At 62.3% G+C, this 19,776-nt stretch carries 18 protein-coding genes; 8 read left to right on the top strand and 10 right to left on the bottom strand.

Annotation, left to right across the window (positions count from 1 at the left end):
* Positions 1 to 246: 246 nt before the first annotated feature.
* The 3 genes from H2170_09030 to H2170_09020 all read left to right on the top strand — a co-directional run bounded on the left by H2170_09030 (position 247) and on the right by H2170_09020 (position 4,172).
* Complete coding sequence (locus tag H2170_09030; protein MCS6300228.1) at positions 247 to 1,044, top strand: MBL fold metallo-hydrolase; 798 nt, start codon at positions 247 to 249, stop codon at positions 1,042 to 1,044.
* Between the two features lie 97 nt (positions 1,045 to 1,141).
* Complete coding sequence (gene pyk, locus H2170_09025) at positions 1,142 to 2,572, top strand: pyruvate kinase (GenBank protein MCS6300227.1); 1,431 nt, start codon at positions 1,142 to 1,144, stop codon at positions 2,570 to 2,572.
* Positions 2,573 to 2,756: 184 nt separating this feature from the next.
* The gene (locus H2170_09020) at positions 2,757 to 4,172 is read left to right on the top strand and encodes a GTP-binding protein (protein ID MCS6300226.1); all 1,416 of its coding nucleotides are present in this window, start codon (positions 2,757 to 2,759) and stop codon (positions 4,170 to 4,172) included.
* A gap of 194 nt (positions 4,173 to 4,366) precedes the next feature.
* Here H2170_09020 and H2170_09015 read toward each other — a convergent pair whose 3' ends face one another.
* The 4 genes from H2170_09015 to H2170_09000 form a co-directional block, all read right to left on the bottom strand.
* The gene (locus H2170_09015) at positions 4,367 to 6,946 is read right to left on the bottom strand and encodes a helicase (protein MCS6300225.1); all 2,580 of its coding nucleotides are present in this window, start codon (positions 6,944 to 6,946) and stop codon (positions 4,367 to 4,369) included.
* 157 nt (positions 6,947 to 7,103) lie between these two features.
* Positions 7,104 to 7,247, bottom strand: a complete 144-nt coding sequence (locus H2170_09010) for a hypothetical protein (protein MCS6300224.1) — start codon at positions 7,245 to 7,247, stop codon at positions 7,104 to 7,106.
* Between the two features lie 369 nt (positions 7,248 to 7,616).
* Positions 7,617 to 8,123, bottom strand: coding sequence for a type II toxin-antitoxin system VapC family toxin (locus H2170_09005; GenBank protein MCS6300223.1), 507 nt, complete (start codon positions 8,121 to 8,123; stop codon positions 7,617 to 7,619).
* Positions 8,098 to 8,286, bottom strand: coding sequence for a hypothetical protein (locus tag H2170_09000; GenBank protein ID MCS6300222.1), 189 nt, complete (start codon positions 8,284 to 8,286; stop codon positions 8,098 to 8,100). Before H2170_09000 ends, H2170_09005 begins: the two co-directional genes overlap by 26 nt.
* A 206-nt stretch (positions 8,287 to 8,492) precedes the next feature.
* Here H2170_09000 and H2170_08995 point away from each other — a divergent pair, with 206 nt between their 5' ends.
* Positions 8,493 to 9,569 carry an IS630 family transposase gene (locus tag H2170_08995; GenBank protein ID MCS6300221.1) on the top strand — a complete coding sequence of 359 codons (1,077 nt, stop codon included), beginning with the start codon at positions 8,493 to 8,495 and terminating at the stop codon, positions 9,567 to 9,569.
* A gap of 16 nt (positions 9,570 to 9,585) precedes the next feature.
* On the opposite strand, the gene H2170_08990 is transcribed toward H2170_08995, so the two are convergent.
* The 6 genes from H2170_08990 to H2170_08965 form a co-directional block, all read right to left on the bottom strand.
* Positions 9,586 to 9,885 (bottom strand): hypothetical protein, encoded by a 300-nt coding sequence (locus H2170_08990; GenBank protein MCS6300220.1) that lies wholly within the window; start codon positions 9,883 to 9,885, stop codon positions 9,586 to 9,588.
* A gap of 63 nt (positions 9,886 to 9,948) precedes the next feature.
* Entirely contained in the window at positions 9,949 to 10,566 is a 618-nt protein-coding gene (locus H2170_08985; protein MCS6300219.1) for a hypothetical protein, read from the bottom strand.
* Positions 10,567 to 10,601: 35 nt separating this feature from the next.
* Positions 10,602 to 11,180, bottom strand: coding sequence for an rRNA maturation RNase YbeY (gene ybeY, locus H2170_08980; protein ID MCS6300218.1), 579 nt, complete (start codon positions 11,178 to 11,180; stop codon positions 10,602 to 10,604).
* Positions 11,181 to 11,263: 83 nt separating this feature from the next.
* A complete protein-coding gene (locus H2170_08975; protein MCS6300217.1) occupies positions 11,264 to 13,651 on the bottom strand; it encodes an HDIG domain-containing protein in 2,388 nt (795 codons plus the stop codon).
* Between the two features lie 6 nt (positions 13,652 to 13,657).
* Positions 13,658 to 14,644 carry a PhoH family protein gene (locus tag H2170_08970; GenBank protein MCS6300216.1) on the bottom strand — a complete coding sequence of 329 codons (987 nt, stop codon included), beginning with the start codon at positions 14,642 to 14,644 and terminating at the stop codon, positions 13,658 to 13,660.
* Between the two features lie 5 nt (positions 14,645 to 14,649).
* Entirely contained in the window at positions 14,650 to 15,147 is a 498-nt protein-coding gene (locus tag H2170_08965; protein ID MCS6300215.1) for an HIT domain-containing protein, read from the bottom strand.
* A 171-nt stretch (positions 15,148 to 15,318) separates the two neighbouring features.
* Here H2170_08965 and fabF point away from each other — a divergent pair, with 171 nt between their 5' ends.
* Genes fabF through H2170_08945 form a run of 4 tightly spaced genes read left to right on the top strand, consistent with a single transcriptional unit; the run spans position 15,319 to position 19,709 of the window.
* Entirely contained in the window at positions 15,319 to 16,644 is a 1,326-nt protein-coding gene (fabF, locus tag H2170_08960) for a beta-ketoacyl-ACP synthase II (protein MCS6300214.1), read from the top strand.
* Positions 16,644 to 17,294 carry a DUF2238 domain-containing protein gene (locus H2170_08955; protein MCS6300213.1) on the top strand — a complete coding sequence of 217 codons (651 nt, stop codon included), beginning with the start codon at positions 16,644 to 16,646 and terminating at the stop codon, positions 17,292 to 17,294. The genes fabF and H2170_08955 overlap by 1 nt, the downstream gene beginning before the upstream one ends.
* A gap of 11 nt (positions 17,295 to 17,305) precedes the next feature.
* A complete protein-coding gene (locus tag H2170_08950; protein MCS6300212.1) occupies positions 17,306 to 18,403 on the top strand; it encodes an exosortase/archaeosortase family protein in 1,098 nt (365 codons plus the stop codon).
* Between the two features lie 16 nt (positions 18,404 to 18,419).
* A complete protein-coding gene (locus H2170_08945) occupies positions 18,420 to 19,709 on the top strand; it encodes a 3-deoxy-D-manno-octulosonic acid transferase (GenBank protein ID MCS6300211.1) in 1,290 nt (429 codons plus the stop codon).
* The last annotated feature ends 67 nt before the right edge of the window (positions 19,710 to 19,776 follow it).

Raw genomic sequence — 19,776 nt, 5'->3', positions numbered from 1 at the left:
GGGCGGGCGGGGGGATTGATTCGTTCTCTTACTCTTACTCTTACTCTTACTCTTACTCTTACTCTTACTCGTTCGTCAGGAATCGGGTGGTTCTTATGCGTGCAGGGGAGCGGATGCTCCGATGTGGCATGATTTCGAAAGAGAACGAGAAAGAGAACGAGAAAGAGAAAGAGTCGGCGGCCGTGCGTCGCTTGGTCAAAATCCCCCCTTGCGCGGGGGCGGGGGTGGGGCTTGATCAGGCGTCTTATGGCGATGTGCTTTAGAATCCTCGGCAGCGGTAGTTCGGGTAATTGCGCCGTGTTGCGGACCGATCAGGCACGCGTGCTCATCGACGCCGGTTTCGCTCAGCGGAAGCTCCGCGATCTGCTGCGCGAGGCCGGCGAATCCCTTGAACAGATCGACGCGGTTTTCCTCACCCACGAACACGGCGACCATGCGGCCGGCATCGAGGGGCTGAAAAAATTTCCGCATATTCCTGTGTTTGCCAACGCCGCCACTGCCCGCGCCGTGCAGTCTAAGCTGGATCACAAGGTAGACTGGCGGTTGTTCGAAACCGGCGCGCGTTTCGCTTTCCGCGATTTGGAGATCGAGAGTTTTCACGTGCCGCACGATGCCCAAGAGCCGGTGGGCTTTACCTTTTCGCACGGGCACGAGGGAGATCTTCTGACACCGCGCCGGCGCCTGGCCTGGTTAACCGATCTCGGCCACGCACCCCAGCACCTCCATGAACGCATCCGCGACGTCGACGTGGTCGTGGTGGAGAGCAACCACTGCCCGCGCCTGCTCGATGCCGACATGAAGCGGCCCTGGCCAACCAAGCAGCGTATCGCCGGCCGCCATGGGCATTTGTCCAACGAACAGATGCGCGAACTGCTGGAGTCGGTCGCCAGCCCGCGTTGGCAGCAGGTTTTTTTCATCCACCTTTCGGGCGACTGTAATAGCGCCGCGGCCATCGACGCCGCACTCGTCGGCCTGCGCGCCCGTCTGAGTTGCCAGTTTCATATTGTTGCCTCCGGGGCTGGCGCCGCGGTCTGTAACCTATAAGCGGATTCACTAGGCTCAAGTGGCACAGCCTGAGCTCGTGCACCGGTTAACAAGAAGAGTTGACCAACGGTAGGCTGGGCGGCCTTTATGCCCACTTATGTCAACCGTTCCTTCACTTCGCCGCACCAAGATCATCTTTACGCTCGGGCCCGCGTCCCAGACCGAGGAAATGCTCGAAAAGCTCATTCTCGCAGGCGCCGATGTCGCCCGCCTGAACATGGCTCACGGTAATCACGAATGGACTCGTATGGTCATCCGCCGTATCCGCGCCGTTTCCAAGCGCGTTGGCCGCGAGATCGCCATCATGATGGACATCAAGGGCCCCGAGATCCGCACCGGCGATGTGGATTCGCCCATCGAACTCAAGGTTGGCGAAACTTTTGACTTCACCGTGAAGCCCGGCGACCGCGATGGCGGCGAGGAAATCCGCTCGGTTAACGTCAACTACAAGGACATCGTCAACGACATCAAAATCGGTGACATTGTGCTGGTTGACAGCGGCCTGATGCGCTTCGAGGTGCTCGAAAAGAAGGATAACCACATCCGCTGCAAAGTGCTCACCCCGGGTGCGCTCAGCTCGCGCCGCCACATCAATTTACCTGGCGTCAAAGTGAACCTGCCGGCCTTCACCGAGAAGGACCGCCTCGACACCCTCGTCGGCATTGAGGAAGGCATCGACTTCGTCGCTTTGTCGTTTGTGCGCGAAGCCCAAGATATTGTGCATCTGCGCAAGTTCCTCGCTGATCATAACTCCAAGGCCAAGATCATCGCCAAGATCGAAGATCAAACCGCTATCGCCAACCTCGACGAGATCATCAACGAGACCGACGCCCTGATGGTGGCCCGCGGCGACCTCGGTATCGAGTGCCCGTTGGAAGACTTGCCCGTCATTCAGCGCCGCGCCGTTAAGTCCTGTTTCAATGCCGGCAAACCGGTGATCATCGCCACGCACACCCTCGAATCGATGATTTCCAGCCCGGTGCCTACCCGCGCCGAGATCACCGACGTCGCCAATGCCGTTTACGAAAAAGCCGACTGCGTGATGCTCTCCGGCGAGACCACCGTGGGTAAATACCCGCTCGAGTGCGTGCAAACACTCGACCGCATCGCCCGCCGCATCGAGCAGGAAGGCCCGTTCGTTTTTGCCGAGCCTAACTTTGTCAAAGGCGACAAGCTTAAGCTGCTCCATGCCGCCGTTCAGCTTGCCCACCAGATGCCTGACACTGGTCTCCTGACCTTCACCCGCCAAGGTAACATGGCCGGTGGTCTCGCCGCGCTCCGTCCGAACTTGGCCCCGATCTACGCGATGACCAACTCGGTGGAAACCCTCCGCCAGCTCCGTCTTCTGCGCAGCGTCGAGCCGTTCCTCCTCGAGCACCAGGCTCACCCCAACCGCACCGTCGAAGGCGCGCTGGCGCTTCTCACCAAGACCGGCCACGTCAAGGTCGGTGACAAACTCATTGTCGCCACCGATATGATCACCGCCGAGCGCTTGGTCGATTCGATCCAGCTGCGCGTCGTGATCTAAGTCGCCCCGCGCGACCCCGATCCCCGCCAGCCCTCAAGGCCGCGCCACTCACAGGCGCGGCTTTTTTGTGCCCGCCTTTGGGTAACTCGCCGCCGCACCTCCCTTGACGCGGCGGTTGTCGTCGAGTTCGTTAAATTATCCACGCCTGCCCGGCCTTTGTTTCCCACCGCACTTTATTCGCAACATGTCCAACGCCACGCCCGCTCCTGCTCCTGCGCCCATTCCCGTCACCGTGCTCACCGGCTTCCTCGGCGCCGGCAAGACCACGCTGCTCAACCGCATCCTCACCGAGCAGCATGGCAAAAAGCTCGCCGTGATCGAAAACGAGTTCGGCGAGGTCGGCGTGGACAACCAGTTGGTCATCAGTTCCGAGGAGGAGCTCTTTGAGATGAACAACGGCTGCATCTGCTGCACCGTGCGCGGCGACCTCATCCGCATCCTCGGCCGCCTGATGAAGCGCAAGGACCGCCTCGATGGCATCCTCATCGAAACCACCGGTTTGGCCGACCCCGGCCCGGTCGCGCAGACCTTTTTCACCGATGACGAGATGCGAGCCCGCTACCGCCTCGACAGCATTGTGACGGTGGTGGACGCCAAACACATCTTGCTCCACCTCGACGATGCCGACGAAGCCCAGAAGCAAATCGCCTTCGCCGACGTGATCATTCTCAACAAGACCGATCTCGTCGCATCCGCCGACCTCGACCTCCTCGAAAAGCGCATCCACAAGATGAATGCGGCGGCCAAAATCCACCGCACGCAGAATGCCGCGATCGACCTCAAACACGTGCTCAACGTCGGCGGTTTTAACCTCTCCCGCGCCACCGAGCTGAACCCCCAGTTCCTCGAACCCACGTATCCGTTTGAGTGGGCTGGTGCCTACGCCCTGCCGGCGGGCGAGCACCAGATCGAGATCGGCCACGCTCCCGGTGAAGAATGCTCCCACGATCATGGCCACGCCCACGATTGCGGGCACGATCACGGCACCGAGAACGAACTCGATCTCGTGATCATGCCGGTCAAGTCGCTCGAAGCCAAAGATCTCGACGCCGCCCGCGAGGCTGCCGTGCACGTGTTTGCCGACTGGGAAACCGTGCTCAAAGCCGGCGACACTGTGGTGCCCGGCGCCTCGTTGCACCGCCTGCAGCTCACGGAAGGTTACGCCCGTTTTGCGCTTAAAATCGCCAAGGCTGGGCTCTTCGTGGCCTACGAACAGCACGGCGAGATCGCCTTCCACATCGAAGTGAACGGCGACACCGTTAAGCCCTCCTGGCAGCAGGATTTCGCCCCTGCCCACACGCACAACGACGCGGTGACCTCGGTGGGCATCACCACCCCGGGCGACCTGGACGGCAAGCGCCTCAACGACTGGATCGGCGAGTTGTTAAAAACCAAGGGCAACGACATTTACCGCTGCAAGGGCGTGTTGTCGGTGAAGGGTTCGCCCAACCGCATGGTTTTCCAAGGCGTACACATGCTCTTCGACGCTAAGTTCGACGCACCCTGTGGTGCGTCGCCGCGGACGAACACGCTGGTTTTCATCGGCAAAAACCTCGACCGCGCCGCGTTAACCGAAGGGTTTAAGTCCTGCTTGGTGTGAAGCCGCAGCGTTAGAAGCGCGGAACCCTGCGCTCACGCGCAAGGCCACGGGGACTGAGGCAACGAGGAGGGAGTCGTTGGGGAATGTATTTCCCTCGGAATGTGGTCCTGAGCGTGAGCTCAGGTATTCCGTAGGAGCCATCTCTGTCGCGAATAAGCACGCGAGAGCTGAGCGCGTTTTCGCGCAAAGGCGCTTCAGCCGAGCCAGCGTGCGAGTTCCGTATCCGTGCTTAAGGTGGCACCGAATTGGTAGTCGCGGTCGAGCAGCGCCGCGTACGCCGGCTCCAGAAAGCGCCGGCATTGCAGAATGACCTTGGCGCGTTGGCCGGGCGCGCGGACGAGTCGCCCCAGCGCCTGATTTACTTTTTGGATACCCGGAACTTGGTAAACGCGTTGGAATGCGCTTTCGCGGCTGTAGCCCGTGAGTGCGGCGAGGCGGGCTTTTTGCACCGCGTTGACCTCGGGCAGGGCTGGGCCGACCACCATGGCGTGGCTGATCCGGCCGCCAAGGGTGTCGATTCCCTCTGCAAAACTGCTGCCGAGCACGAGAAAAAGGGCGTCGGTGAACGCGAGGGATTCGTCCACCCACGCGGTTTGCGCCGCCAGGTCAGAGAGTCGCGGTTGCAACGCCACGCGTAAATAGGGGTGTGATCGGTTGAGTGTTTGTTCGATCGCCTCGGCGTAGGCGTAGCTGGGGAAAAAGACCGCCACGGCCGAACCGGGGCCGGGCTGCGAGCGGGGAGCTGAGAGCTGCGCGCTTTTTTCGGAGGCGGCGTGGAGCGCGGCGATGGTGTCGGCGGTGGTGCCGGCGTGGCGGGCGCGTTGTTGGTAGGTCGTGTCCACACGTACGTCGTAGGCGATCTCGTAGGCGGCGTCGCGCCACGGGGTTTTGGCGCTCACGGCGAGGAGTTTGGAGCTGTTAGCTGGGAGCTGAGAGCTTGGAGCTGGGAGCTTGGAGCTGAGAGCTTGGAGCTTGGAGCTCGTAGCGAGGAGCTTGGGGCTGGGATCGGCGAGGCCGCAGGCTTCGGCGAAGGTGGTGGCGGGGCCGGGGGTGGCGGTGGCGAAAACCACGCCGGCGTATTCGTTTAAAATTTCACCAGTCGGGAGTGCCGCATCCAAGCAAGTCAGGCGCAGTTCGCCGGCGCGGGGGCTCCACACCAGTTTTGGAAAGGGGGCGTTAAACCACTCCGCCAAAACTGGAATTTGCCAGAGCAGGTCGCGCACGGGCCGTTCCAAATCGTCGATGCCTGGCGGGTGCAGCGTGAGGGTGTCGGCCAATCGGCGCAGGGCGTCGGCGATGTCGTCCTCTAGGTCGAGATCGAGGGCCTCGCAGGGCTCGATGGAAGTCAGTAAAAGCGTCCACGTTTCCCAATCGCGTATCAGCGGGGCGGGGGCGCGGCCGTGGTCAAGTTCACTGAGGACGCGGCGGGTGTCGTCGGCTAAAAGAGTGTGGGAGCGCGCGTCGGCGGCGCGGCTGGGGAGGTTGTGCGCCTCGTCGATGATCAGGAGCGTCTCGGCGGGGTTAAAGCCGGGCTGATTGTAGAAGAGCGTGCGGTTGGCCGGCGCGAAGACGTAGTTGTAGTCGCCGACCCAGACGTCCTGAAAAGCTAGGGAGGTGCGGGTGATTTCGTAGGGGCAGATTTGGGCGGAGCGGCCGGCGGTGCGCAGCGTGGGCAGGTCGCGGGCCGAGTCCTCGAAGAGATAAAAATGGGCCAAACCCGCCTGCGCCCAACGCTGGGCCACGGATGCAGGGTGGTTAAGCTCGCGCCGATCGCAGAAGCATTTGGGCGTAAGGCAGTGCTCGTGTTTGGGGCGCACATGCCAAAGGGCGATCGGCGTTTTCGCATCCGTCTTCTCAACCACAGTGTCACCTATTAGGTGACACTGTGGTTTGGATATTAACCCTCTATTGTCGGTCAAGGTGTCACCTAATGGGGGACACTTTGCGCTGGGTTGGGTCATGGCCTGAAGCGTGCGGATGACCTGGAGTTGGCCGGTGGCTTTGCTGGTGAGGTAGAGCAGGCGCGAGTAGCGGCCGGACTTCATCGCCTCGAGGGCGCACTCCAGAAGCGCACCGGTTTTGCCGAAGCCGGTCGGCGCCGTGAACAGGACGTGGCGCTGCGCGGCCAACGCGGCGGCGAGGTCGGCTTGGGTGGTTTGCTGGCCTTCGCGCAGGTCGGCGAAGGCGGCACGGTAATCGAGGTGGCGGAGGCGTTCGCGCGCTTTTAACCGGAGGTTTAAAAACTCCGCCACCCGCTCCAGTTGCACTCGGAAGGGCGCTTCGTCGTTCGCCGTGAAAACGATGGTCTGGCTCAGGCCGCTGCCGGCTTCGACAAACACCAGCTCGCCGCGGATTTTCTCCGTAGGGTCGGCGATGCGGCGGAGCGCAAGGTAGGAGGCGAGTTGGGCGAAATACTCGGGGTGCGCTGCGCGAAGATCTTCCTCGGGGGCAGGGATCGGATCGAGGGTGGTTTTGATTTCGCGCAGGACCGCGTGATTGTTTCCGGCGGCCGGCAAAAACTGGTCGATACGGCCGGTAAGGGTGAGCGTCCAGCCGCCATGGAAAACCTGCCCGGTTAGGGGGACTTCGAAGGTGGTCGCTGGCGTGGCCACCGAGGCGGTGGCGCGGAGCTCCTGGTGCCAACGAGTGCCGAGGCGGGCGCGCCACAGGCCTTGCGGGCCGGTGTGATCGGAGGGTTCGCGCGGACCGATGGTGAACGCCGCGAATTCGCCGATGCTCAGCGAAGCGGTGCGTTGATCGAGGTCGAAGGTCATGCGGGAAAGAAGTTGGATTTCACCTCAATGGCACCAAGTCGCAACGAACAAGGATGTCTGTGGAGTTGAAAGTCTGTGGACGAATTCTGGACTTGCGGTTCATTCCTGCGGGGTGACTAAACCTCGGTATGTATCCATGTAACACCCCCACCCCGTTTTAAGCCCCCCCCCAACGGGTGGCCAATTCGGGCACCGTCAGCACCAACTTGGTCGGGACGACGGCGCGGTGCTGCGGCTGCAACTGCTCGGTCAGCCAGGCGACCTGAGCGGTAAGTGCGGCGATTTGGGAATCGGGTGACATGGGGCCGGGGTTACGGCAGGGGCCCGTGTCAATTGGAGGGCGACTCGGCGCGAGGGGGGATGCGGTCTGGTGGAGGTGCATAGCGTTGCGTGGCACCCTCCTTTGGGGACTTGTCCTTCTGTCCCGCTTCAAACAGACCTTGTCATACGGGAATAAAAAAACCGAAGCGACTCACAGGGAGCGGCTTCGGGTGGTATTTTTGGGGACGTTAAAAACTTAAAAATAGGCGTTTTTTACAAAACGAGTTGTCGCGCTGCAAAGGGGCTTCTTGCGGCTTTCACCCTGTCAGCTAGGTGGGTTTAACCCCTCCTTTGGGTGGTTAAACCATTTCTTTGGCTGGTTTGGCCTGCCCCGCTTCTTGGGGCGTTTTTATTTCCCGCCAAAGCGGGTCACAATTTCCCTCGGCGTGCACACCACGACGACGCCGACGTCGCAGCCCTTCAGGGTGATAGCCAACTTGGTCCGATCCGCGTCGCGCACATGGCTGTCGCTCGAAACCAGGAAATCGCATCCGGCGAGGGCGGCTTCGGCGATGAGGTAGGAGTCATTGCGCTCGGCCTCGGGGACTATCCCCCGGGCCCGAAGCTTGTCGCCGATGGATTCGATGATGTCGCGGCCCACATCGGTGAGCACCTTGGGGTGAAACTTCCACTCCCTAACCATGTTCTCCAGCGCATGACGAGCGAGTCGGCGGGTGGTTGCATCGGGGGCATCGTGACAGAGGTAATCGAGTTCATCGAGCACGGTGGGCAAGATCACGATTTTAGCCCCGGGAATTCTCTGCCGAATAACCTCCAGCGCGTCGTGGGCGACGTCACGGGGAAGGGCTAAATCCAGCAGGAAATTGGTATCAACGGCGACCAGTGCTGACGGCATGGGGTGCGCTGGCGCTACCGTAGATGATGCTCATGGCCCGATTCACGCCCGCCTCGCGCTGCTCGCGGCTATGGATGTTGCATGCCGCCCGGGCGGACGCGGCCAAAAGCGTTCCCTTACTAGAAGCGGGTTCTTTGGTCCGTTTGGTGGGCTTGGTGTTCATGGCTAGGCTTGTGCAAAAGTGTCGGCTTAATCGCAGAAAGGTCAAGGCGTGAGCCGGGTTTGGCCGGAAAGTCGCGCGGGATGGCTTGGTCCGTTGGTCGCCGATAGGGTCAGGTCAGGTAAAGACCCGACCGCGTCGGCGTTTTATCCTAGTGTAGTGTGCGAGAAATAGCGTAACTAAATTAACGGCCGAGCGTCTGTAGCTGAATGAGAAAAGCAGCCCCAGTTAATTTGAAGGAGGAGCAGAAGGCCGAATTGAGCGCATGGGCGAAACGAGGCGGCACACCGCAGAAGCATGCCCAGCGGTGCCGGATCGTGCTGCTTGCCGCTGAAGGCAACGGCAACGAATGGATCGGCAATAAGTTGGGAATGAGTCGGCAGAAGGTGGCGCGCTGGCGGGGGCGTTATTTGGAGTCGGGGTTGCCGGGACTGCTACGGGACCGTGCCGGGCGAGGTCGTCGCGCCAAGATCAAGCCGGAGGACAAGGCCGAACTGATACGGCGCACACTGGAGGAAACACCTCCCATGGCGACACAGTGGAGCACGCGGCGCATGGCGGCAGTCAGCGGACTGGCCGCCAGCAGCGTAGGCTTGATCTGGCGCAACCACGGAGTGAAACCGCACCTGGTGCGGGGCTTCAAATTATCGAAGGACAAGCGCTTTGTGGAGAAGCTCGAGGAGATCGTCGGGCTCTATCTCAACGCCCCCGAGCACGCCTTGGTTTTGTGCTGCGATGAAAAAAGCCAGATCCAAGCTCTGGACCGCAGCCAACCCGGCCTGCCTTTGCGACAAGGCAAGGTGGCAACCCAAACCCACGACTATAAGCGTCACGGCACCACAACACTCTTCGCCGCCCTCAATATGGCCGACGGAAAGGTCATCGGTACCTGCCAAAAACGCCACCGCCATCAGGAATGGTTGAAGTTCCTGCGCCTGATCGACGCGAGCACCCCGCCCGACAAGCCCCTGCACCTCATCGTCGACAACTATGCCACCCACAAGCACGAGAAGGTCCGCCGCTGGCTGGCCAAGCACCCTCGTTTCACGATCCACTTTACCCCAACGTCGGCTTCCTGGCTGAACATGGTCGAACGCTTTTTCCGTGATCTTACCGTCAATCGCCTCCGCCGCAGCATCTTCAGGAGCCTCGACGAACTGCTCGCTGCCATCGAAACCTACTTGGCCGATCATAACCGCTCGCCCAAACCCTTCATCTGGACTGCCAAGGCCTCCGACATCCTCGCCAAGGTTCAGCGCGCCCGCTCATCGATCAATAATAAGTAGTGTTATTTATCGTCCACTACACTAGGCTGTGGTAGAGCGCCCCGTTGGGGCGGTCGGGCCTAATTAAGTGCCATTCCGGCCCCCCTTTTTCTCGCCGGCCATGGAAAACCTGCCCGGTTAGGGGGACTTCGAAGGTGGTCGCTGGCGTGGCCACCGAGGCGGTGGCGCGGAGCTCCTGGTGCCAACGAGTGCCGAGGCGGGCGCGCCACAGGCCTTGCGGGCCGGTGTGATCGGAGGGTTCGCGCGGACCGATGGTGAACGCGGCAAATTCGCCGATGCTCAGCGAAGCGGTGCGTTGATCGAGGTCGAAGGTCACAGAGTGGCGGGCGTGGAGCGTAGAATGGGAATTGGTGGCTCCATAGGACCCCAGGAAATTACCTTACGAAAGGTGAATCTCCGTGTGGAGGCGCAGGTAATGCTCAAGGGCGGCGATCAGGCGGGCAACGTCGGCTGGGGCGGCGGTTTGGCCGACAAGGGGCTGGTTGATCAATTCGATGGCCCGGGGGCGGTCGGCGTCGGGGAGCGCTGGAAACCAGTGTTGTTTCAAGGGGTGGCCTTCGTCGCGGGCGAAACAATAGAGGCTTTTGAGGTAAACGATGTCGGGGCGGTCGGACGCGGCGAACGAGGTGAAAACGGTGCGCAGCAAATTAAAGATGGCCGGGTGGCTGTCGTCAGGGCCGGGGTTGCGGGTGACCAGCGTGGCCAAGGCCGAGGCGTGCACGAGGGACTCATAACGGCGGCCAATTCCGGCGTGGCGGGTGAGCAAACGGGCTTCTTTTACGAACCAGGCGTCCCCCGACGGGCTGCCTTCGAGCTGGAGCGTGACCTCGTCAAAGAGGTCGAGCGCGAGGTGGTCGGACGTGTTTTTTTTGGGGATACGCTGGAGGATGCGCAGCAGTCCGTGGACGGGAGTGAAAACGGAAAAAGTCCGGAAGGAGTCGGTCGGCGGCCAGGGGCGCAGCACGTAGGCGTCGGTGGTGAGGGAAGGGCCGGCCACGGAGTTTTTTTGAAATCGTTCGCGTTCTCCTACTCTTACTCGTTCTCTTCTGCGTTTGCGTTCGCGCCTTGTTTTGGCGCGCGGCGGCCGGATACGGATCGGGCAGGAGAACGAGTAGGAGTAAGAGAACGAGAACGATTCGGAAGCGGCGTGAGGGCGAAACTTGGCACCGCTTCGGCGGCGTGGAGCAGTTTCATCGCACGGGCTTCGGCGGCGCGCATGAGGCGTTTTTTGGCTGGCTGGAGGTCGTCGTAGCCGGCGAGGTGGAGCCAGCCGTGAACCACGTAAAGGGTCAGTTCCTCGCTGAAATCGCGGGCGTTTTCCTTCGCATAGGAAGCGGCGGTGTCGGCGGAAACGCAGATCTCGCCGGCGACGCCAAACTCGGGCTGTCCCTCGAAGGTGATGACGTCGGTGGTGGTCGGGTCGTCGAGGAAGTCGGCGTGGAGCTGGGCCAGTTTCGCGTCGTTCATGAAGGCGAGGGAGAGTTCGCCGGCAGGGCAACCGCCACGGAATTTGTCGGCGTGGGCATCGAGGGTGGCGATGACGCGGCCGATGGCCTTTTTGTCGATCCGCAGGCGCGGGTGTGAATTGAGGATGTCGAGGGGGCGAGACATGTGGCGGTGGACGGGAAGAGTTACGGAAGGCGCGGCGAGTGACGGAGGGTGGGGGCGCGGTCGATTCGAAGTAACTGGAGCGGTTACTTGGTTCGTTGAACTTCGCCGGGTTCCTCGGCGGCGGGGTAGGTCACGCGGCCGTGGAGCATGTTGAGCAGGGTGAAGGTGAAGCTGGTCTTGATCCGGGAGAGTTCGTCGAAGGTGATCGGGGCTTCGTCGAGTTGGCCGTCCTCTATGCGGTGGTGGAAAATCTGGTCGATGATTTCGCCTAGGTGCTGAGGGGTGACTTTGCGCAGTGAGCGTGAAGCGGCCTCGACGCCGTCAGCGAGGTGGATGATCGCGCTTTCCTTGAACCGTGGCCGGGGTCCGTCGTAGCGGTAGGTGGTTTCACAGACGGGGACCGCGTCGAGCCCAGGCGCGGTGGAGGTGAACGGGTCGCGGGATGGGTTGGACGCGGTGTGGGCGGTGGTGCCCGACTGCCGCGTGTGGCTGACCGCACGGTTATAAAAATAGCGAATCAGGCTGGTGCCGTGGTGCTGCGAAATCACATCGATGACGGCGCGGGGCAGCTTGTGTTTGATCGCTATATCCACGCCGTCTTTGACGTGGCTTTTGATGATCAAGGCGGACAGCGACGGGTTGCTGGAGTCGTGCGGGTTGACGCCGTCGCGCTGGTTTTCGGTGAAGTACTCGGGTTTCTCGGTTTTACCGATGTCGTGAAACAGCGCGCAAACACGGGCCAGCAGCGGGTTGGCGCCGATCTCGGCGGCGGCGTTTTCGGCCAGTTGAGCAACCACCAAGGAGTGGTGGTAAGTGCCGGGCGCTTCCAGCTGCATGAGGCGAAGCAGCGGGTGATTGTAGTCGGTGAGTTCGAGCAGGGTGATGTCGGTGGTGCGCTTAAAAAGCCCTTCGAGCACGGGTAACAGGCCGACGACGACCACGCCGGTGAGTAGACCGGTGGCAAGGCCGGCGACCATGTGTTTGGCAATGGTGAGGGCCTCAAGGCGGTCGATAACGCCGATCAAAAGGGCAAAGACGGCCACGGTCAGGCCGGCGAAACTGGAGGCGCGCACGACGTTGCCGCGCTTGCGTGTGTGACTGCCCCAGAAAATGGCAACGACCGAGGAAAGGAAGGTGAGCACCAGCAGGTCGAGGCGGTTGCCATAAATAAGGCTGGTGAAAATCGAGACGAACAGGGCCATGAAAATGGCCGAGCCGGCGTTGATCAGGATGGCCACGATTAAGGGCGCGATCGCCACGGGGGCGAAGTAGGGCAGCAACGAGCCGGCCACCGAGTCGTTCACGAAAAAGGGCAGGCTGCCCAGCGCATAACTGGCACGGACGAGAGCCAAGTTGAAGATGACCACCAGGGCGAGCAGGGCGAGGCGGCCGTTGCTGCGAAGGGTTTCCGGATCCTCGATGCGGATGTAAAAGATGCTGGCCACGAGCATGGCGAGCACGAGCAGCACGCGGCCAAACAGCTGCATGTTTTCCTCCAGGGAGATGTCGCCGTGGGCGAGCAGGTATTGGCGGTGCGCGGTGAGCATCTCGTATTGTTCGGCGGTGACGCGCACCCCGGGCTCGATCAACGTTTGGCCGCGGGCGACTTCAACGATGACCGGCTTGATGTCGCGCAGTGCCTTTTCCTGCAGCCTACGGGTGGCGGCATGGTCGAAAATGAGGTTGGCGGTGATGCCGTTGCGGAAAATCCGGTACAGGGGCAGGCCTAGATCGCGACCGCCTGTTTCAACCCCCAAGTTGATACGAAGGGTGTTAAAGGCCTGTTCAACCGACACTGAGGCGTGGCGGGCGATCGAGCCGTCGGCATTGACGATTTGGGAAACGGTCAGCATCTCGGCTCCCTCCACGCCCAACGTGCGCACGTCCTGGATGCCCTCATGGTGGATCTCGCTAAGGACCCGCAGGCCGGTCTCGACGAGGGCGGCGCGGGTGGCGCTGGGCCCAGCTGCAAAGAGGATGGCTAAGTCGGGAACGGAGACTTGGTAGGGCCCAAGGGCGTTGAAAGTCGCCACGAGGGCGGCGAAGTCGTCTTTGCGTTTGGCTGGCAGCACCGCTCCGGTGGGGTGGGTGCGCTCAAACTCATCCATCAGGGTGACGAGTTCGCGCATATGACCTTGGAATTGGATCAGTGCATCCAAATCGAGGCGGTAAATGGGCGGCAGGCGATCGCGGATATGCTCGCCGGCGAGGCGGGTTTTTTCGGCGCTGGGATAACTAAACGGGGCGCTGGCGAGGATGCGGATGTTGGCCACCTGATTGGGCAGGACCGGCAGAGTGGCGCTCGAAATGCCGACGAAACTGATGGTGGCAATGGCCGCTGCTGTGGCCGCAAATATCAGCAGGGTGACGAGGCGGTTGGTTTCCAGGAATTCCACCGTTCCGGAGACCGTGGCGGTCTTGCGGGTACGGGGTTGGTTGCCCTCGATGAGCTTGGCGAGAAAGGGGATCATTTCTGGTCAGCGCGTGGCGCCGGAGTCGTCGCCATTGGCGATAGGGTTTTTGTAGCGGTCGTAGGCTTCGATGATCTTGAGCACGAGCGGGTGCCGGACGACATCGGCGCCGCTGAACTGGTGGAACGCGATACCGGACACGTCGCGCAGGATCCGTTGCACTTCGAGCAGCCCGGATTGTTTGGCGCGCGGTAGGTCGATCTGGGTGATGTCGCCGGTGACGACCATGCGCGAGTCGTCGCCGAGCCGGGTGAGGAACATCATCATCTGCTCGGGCGTGGTGTTTTGCGCCTCGTCGAGGATGATGAAGGCGTTGGAGAGGGTCCGGCCGCGCATGTAGGCGAGTGGGGCGATCTCGATGATGTTTTTCTCGGTCAGCCGGGCAACATCCTCGGGGTTGAGCATGTCGGCCATCGCATCGTAAAGCGGGCGCAGGTAGGGCAGGATCTTTTCGTTAAGATCGCCGGGGAGGAAACCGAGCGCCTCGCCGGCCTCGACTGCCGGGCGGGTGAGGATGATGCGCTCCACCTCGTTTTTGAGCAGAGCGGAGATGGCGGCGGCCATGGCCAGGTAGGTTTTACCCGTGCCGGCCGGGCCGATGCCGAAGACCAGCGAGTGGGTTTGGATCGACTGGAGGTAGAGTTTTTGGCCGAGGGTCTTGGGTACGATGGTCCGGCGGTTGGTCGCAATCACCAGCGGTTTGGCAAACAGTTCGCGCAAGTCGTCGGCCTCGCCGCGCGCGATCATTTCGACAAAACGCACCAGGTCGGGGCTGCGGATCTGCAGGCCGTGGGTGCGGGCGTCGTTGAGGTAGCCAAACAACGCTTCCACTTGGACGATGGCTGCTTCGGGGCCGTCGATTTGCAACCAATCGTCGCGACTGACGAGGGTCACACCGAGGAGTTTTTCAACGCACCCGAGGTTGTCCTCCCGGCCGGCGTAGAGCAGGTGGAGGTGGCGAGCTGAGGGGAAGCGGAGGGTTTTGGTCGCCATACGGTTTAGGCGGAGGTGGCGAGGCGGGCGGCTTCGGCGGAGAGGCGCTCCCAGGTCGACTCCAGTGCTTGCGGCAGAACGCGCGTCTGCCCCAGGACGGGCATGAAGTTGTTGTCGCCATTCCAACGCGGGACCAGGTGGCCGTGGAGGTGGGCGATGCTGCCGCCCGAGGCTGTGCCCAGATTAAACCCGATGTTGTAACCGTCGGGCTTCATCGCGGTGCGCAGGAGTTTTTTTGCAAAAGTGATGATCGCAAAAAGATCGGCGCTCTCTTCGTCGGTGAGTTCCTCGATGTCACTGACCTCGCGCAGAGGAATGGCGAGCAGGTGCCCTGGATTGTACGGGAAGCGGTTGAGCATCAGGTACGACAACCGGCTGCGGTGAACGATGAGCGCGGCCCGGTCGTCGCCCAGCAGGGGCAACTCGGTGAACGGCCGTTTTAACTCGGGCATGCGCGGTGCCTCGATGTATTCCATGCGCCAATAAGGGTGAAGCTGCGACATCGGTAGAAAGATGGCAGGACCAAATAGTCCGCCGTGGCCAAAGTCAAAGCTCGTGCGGACGAGGCGCTATCGGTGCGGCTCGCGTCCACCAAATCGACGGCGAGCGGCGTGGAGTTTTAAATTGTCGCCGGGCCCGACGCTGACGTTGAATGGCGGTTTTCATCCTCATTCATGAATAATTTTAAGCCTTCCGTGCGTCGTCGTGTCGTGGTCACCGGTCTGGGTGCGGTCAGCCCGCTGGGGTTGAACGCCGTTGATACCTGGGGCGGTCTTGCGGCCGGCCGTTCGGGCATTGGTCCGATCACCCGGTTCAATGCCACCGGCTGCACCGCGCAGATCGCCGGCGAGGTCAAAGGCTTCGATCCCACCAAACCCCTCGCCCAACCGCTGCACCCGCGTGGTGCCGAGGGCGAGGCGCTCGTTTCGGTGTTCACCCCCAAAGACGCCAAGAAATTCGGTCGCTTCACCCATCTCGGCGCCACCGCCGCCGTCGAGGCGTACGCCGACTCCGGTCTGGATGCGCACCGTGCGTCGCTGAACCCCGAGCGTATGGGGGTAAACCTCGGCGTGGGCCTGGGCGGTCTGCCCGAGATCGAGGCGATGCAGGAGACGTTTAACGCAGGCGGTTTTCGGAAAATTTCGCCGTTTTTCATTATTCAAATCGCCCCCAATTTGCTCTCTGGCCAGGTGAGCCTGCTGCTCGATTTTCGTGGGCCGAATATGGCGGTCGCCTCGGCCTGCGCCACCAGCGGCCATGCGCTCGGTGAGGCGGCGGCGGCTATCGCCCGTGGCGATGCCGAGGTGATGATCGCCGGTGGTGCGGAGTCCACCGTGACGCCTCTGGCGGTCGGCGCCTTTGCCCAAATGCGCGCCCTGTCGACGCGCAATGACGCCCCGGAAAAGGCCTCGCGCCCCTACGACAAGGATCGCGACGGCTTTGTGTTGGCCGAAGGCGCGGTGGTGTTTGTGCTCGAAGAGTATGAGCACGCGGTGAAACGCGGTGCGCGCATCTACGCTGAACTGCGCGGTTACGGCGCCTCGGCCGACGCCTACCATTTGTCTTCGCTCGCACCGGGCGCGGAAGGCTCGCAGCGCTCGATGCGCGCATCGCTGGTTTCGGCGGAGCTGCCGGCGACGGCGATCGACTACGTTTCGGCGCACGCCACCTCGACTCCGGGCGGCGACGGCGAGGAATCGGCCGCGATCGCGGCGGTGTTTGCCGAGAACAAAGCCACGCTCCACGTGAGCGGGGTGAAGTCCATGACCGGCCACCTTCTGGGTGGTGCGGGTGCGATGGGGGCGTTTGCCGCGGTGAAGGCGATTCACGAGGGGCTGGTGCCGCCGACGATCAATATGGACAACCTCGACCCGGCGATCGCCGCCCTGGGGCTCAACGTCACGCCGAACGTCGCCGTGCGTAAGCCGGTGCGTGCTGCGCTGGCCAACTGCTTTGGCTTCGGCGGCACCAACTGCTCGCTGGTGTTCACCGCAGTATGATGAACTTCGACCGCCGCTTGCTCTGGTTTTTTGTCCTGCTCGCGCCGGTCGTGGTTTGGTCGTGGATTTCGCCGCACGACCGTTTCACGTGGTGGCTGGAGGCGGGGCCTTTTGTGCTGGCGGCGGTCTTGCTGGTCGCGCTGCAAAAGCGTTTTCCGCTTTCCACCTTGTTGCTCGTTTTAGCGGGGTTGCACTGCGTGGTTCTTCTCGTCGGGGCACACTATACTTATGCGGCGGTGCCGGCTTTCGATTGGCTGCGGGATACGCTGGGGGGGGCGCGCAACAACTACGATAAACTCGGGCACTTTGCCCAGGGCTTCGTACCCGCGATTTTAGTACGCGAACTCTTGCTTCGCACCTCGCCGCTGGGAGGCCGGCACAACGTCCAGCCGAGTCGCTGGCTAGGTTTTTTGGTGGTGTCAGTGTGTTTGGCGTTTAGCGCTTTTTACGAGTTGATCGAATGGTGGGTGGCGGAGTGGTGTGGGGCGGATGCCGAGGCGTTCCTCGGCACTCAGGGTTACGTATGGGATACGCAGTCAGATATGGCACTCGCGCTGATCGGCGCTGTGTGTGCGCTGCTAACGTTGGCGCGGTTGCATGATCGCTCCTTGGCGAAAGTTCTGGCGGGCGGCGTCGGGCTCGGTCAATGAAGGCGTCTTCTATGCTGTCGCGCCTTTGGAAAGACTGGACCGCTACCGTGCCCGCCTCGTTCTTGTCGGCGCTGCTGCTGTGCGCCGGATTCATGGGTTTCGTCGCCTGGGATCAGTCCCACTGGTGGAGCACCAAAGAGGACTACGGCTTCGGCTGGCTGGTGCCGGCGTTCGTGGCGTTTGTCGTGCATGACCGCTGGCCACGCATTCTCGGTGCTATCAAGGTATGCCAAGCTCCTGCGAGTCCGCGGGCGAGCGGCGCAGCCGGTTGGACGCTGGGTTTTCTCACTTACGCGGCGCTGGCCGGTGGCGCGCTGCTGTTTTTAATCGGCGCACTTTACCGCGCCGGAGCCGGCTCGTCGTATCCCGGAACACTCGCGCTGTCGTTGGGCACGGGCGCATTGGTACTGCCGCTCCTGTTGCTCAATGCGCCTGAACCGGCGACAGCACCCGTTGCAACCGAGCCCGATTCGGCTCCTCGCGCGCCCGTCGCGGTTCCAGGCAGCGTCGGCTTGTGGGCGGATGCACGGGTGAAGTTGGTGGTCATGTTTTTGTTTCCCGCGTTGGTCTGGCTGGTTTCGGCGCCCATGGTCTCGGTGATCGAGAACAACCTGAGCCTGTTCATGCTCAACCGGGTCGCCTCCGTGGTGTTTTTCGTTTTCGACACCCTAGGTTTGTCCATCGAGCAGCAGGGTAACGTTCTCAAATTGCCCACGGGCGATGTGGGCGTGGCCGAGGCCTGCTCGGGTATCCGTTCGTTTACCGCCTGCTTGTTTGCCGGTTCGTTTTTGGCAGCAGTGTTTTTGGACAAGCTTTGGAAAAAGGTTGGCCTGGTGATTTCGGCCATTGGTTTTGCCTTCTTAACCAATCTCGCACGCAGCCTGTTTCTCACGGCATGGGCCTACAATTACAGCCCCAAGGCGATCGAAGGTACCGTGCATGATGTGGCCGGTTATGCGGTGCTCGGGCTCACGGTGGCCGGACTGTTGTGCCTGCTGCCGTTGTTTAATCTCACGTTTGTTGCGGGTGGCGACGGCTTGTCCGCCGAACCGAAGGACAACGCGCCGAAGGCCGCCGCCTCCGACTCAGCTGCCGGCGATTCGCGCTAAGTTTTCGCCGCTCTCGATGATCTGGATTTACCGTTTTCTGTTTCCGCCGGCGATGCTGCTGGCCTCGCCTTATTACCTGCTGCGCATGCGGCGGCGCGGCGGTTATCAGGATGACTTTGGCCAACGTTTCGGGGCGACCCCGGTGTTGCCGGCCAAGCGTGCGGGCGTGCGGCGGGTGTGGCTGCAGGCGGTGAGCGTGGGCGAGATGCTCGCCATCGCCCCGCTGCTGGAGGCGCTCAGCGCCGATCCGGCCGTGGAGGTTTACCTGACGACGACGACCAGCACGGGTTATGCGCTGGCGCGCGAGCGTTACGCCGCGCTGACGGTGGCGATTGGGTATTTTCCGCTGGATTGGTGGCTGTTTTCGCGGCGCGCCTGGCAACGCATCGCGCCCGACATGGTGCTGCTCACCGAGGGCGAGCGCTGGCCCGAGCATATCCGCCAAGCCGAAATGCGCGGCGTGCCCGTGTTGGCGGTTAACGCCCGCCTTTCCGACCGCAGTTTCCGGCGCATGTTTAAGCTGCGCGCTCTGGCCGCGCCGCTGTTCCGGGGCATCACCCAGGTGCTGGCGTGTTCGGAGCACGACGCGGAGCGTTTTCGGGCGATCGGCTTGGCGCCGAAGGGCATCACCATCACGGGTAACATCAAACTCGACGTGAGTATCCCGTTGCTCACCGCCGGCGAAAAAACCGCGTTGCGCGGTGAACTCGGTTTCGGCGAGGAAGCGGTGCTGCTTGGTTCCTCGACTTGGCCGGGCGAGGAGGCGGCGTTGCTCGACGTATTTAAGGCGTTGCGCAGCGAAGGCCGGGTTGTGCGGCTGTTGCTCGTGCCACGTCACGCCGAGCGACGCGGCGAGATCGAGGCGCTGCTGCAAGCCAGCGGTTTTACCTATCACTTTCGCTCGCGCGGGCCGGCATCGGCGGGCGCGGCGGTGGAGGTCGCGGTGGGCGATACGACCGGAGAACTGCGCAAGTTTACCCAATTGGCCGAGTTGGTGTTTGTGGGCAAAAGCCTGCCGCCCCATCACGAGGGCCAGACGCCGGTCGAGGCGGCGGCGCTGGGTAAACCGGTGGTTTTCGGGCCGGAGTTGAGCAACTTCCGCGTGATCGCGCGGGACATGCGCGCGGTCGGCGCGGCGCGTTCGGTGGCCGATGCCGGGGAGTTGCGGACGGCCGTGCTGGCGCTGTGGTCGGATGCGCCGGCGCGGCTGGCGATGTCGCAGGCAGCCCAAGCTTGGCGAGTGGCGAACCAAGGCGCGGTGGCGCGAACTCTAGCCGTTATCCGCACGACGCTGGCCGGTCTTTAGGCCAGCAGGCGGCACACCGACTCGCTGATCACTGCCGCGCACAGGTTGCCGACTACAATTCCCTCCG

The sequence above is a fragment of the Opitutus sp. genome, from assembly GCA_024998815.1.
Classification (GTDB): domain Bacteria; phylum Verrucomicrobiota; class Verrucomicrobiia; order Opitutales; family Opitutaceae; genus Rariglobus.
This window is presented reverse-complemented; position numbering and strand designations above follow the sequence as displayed.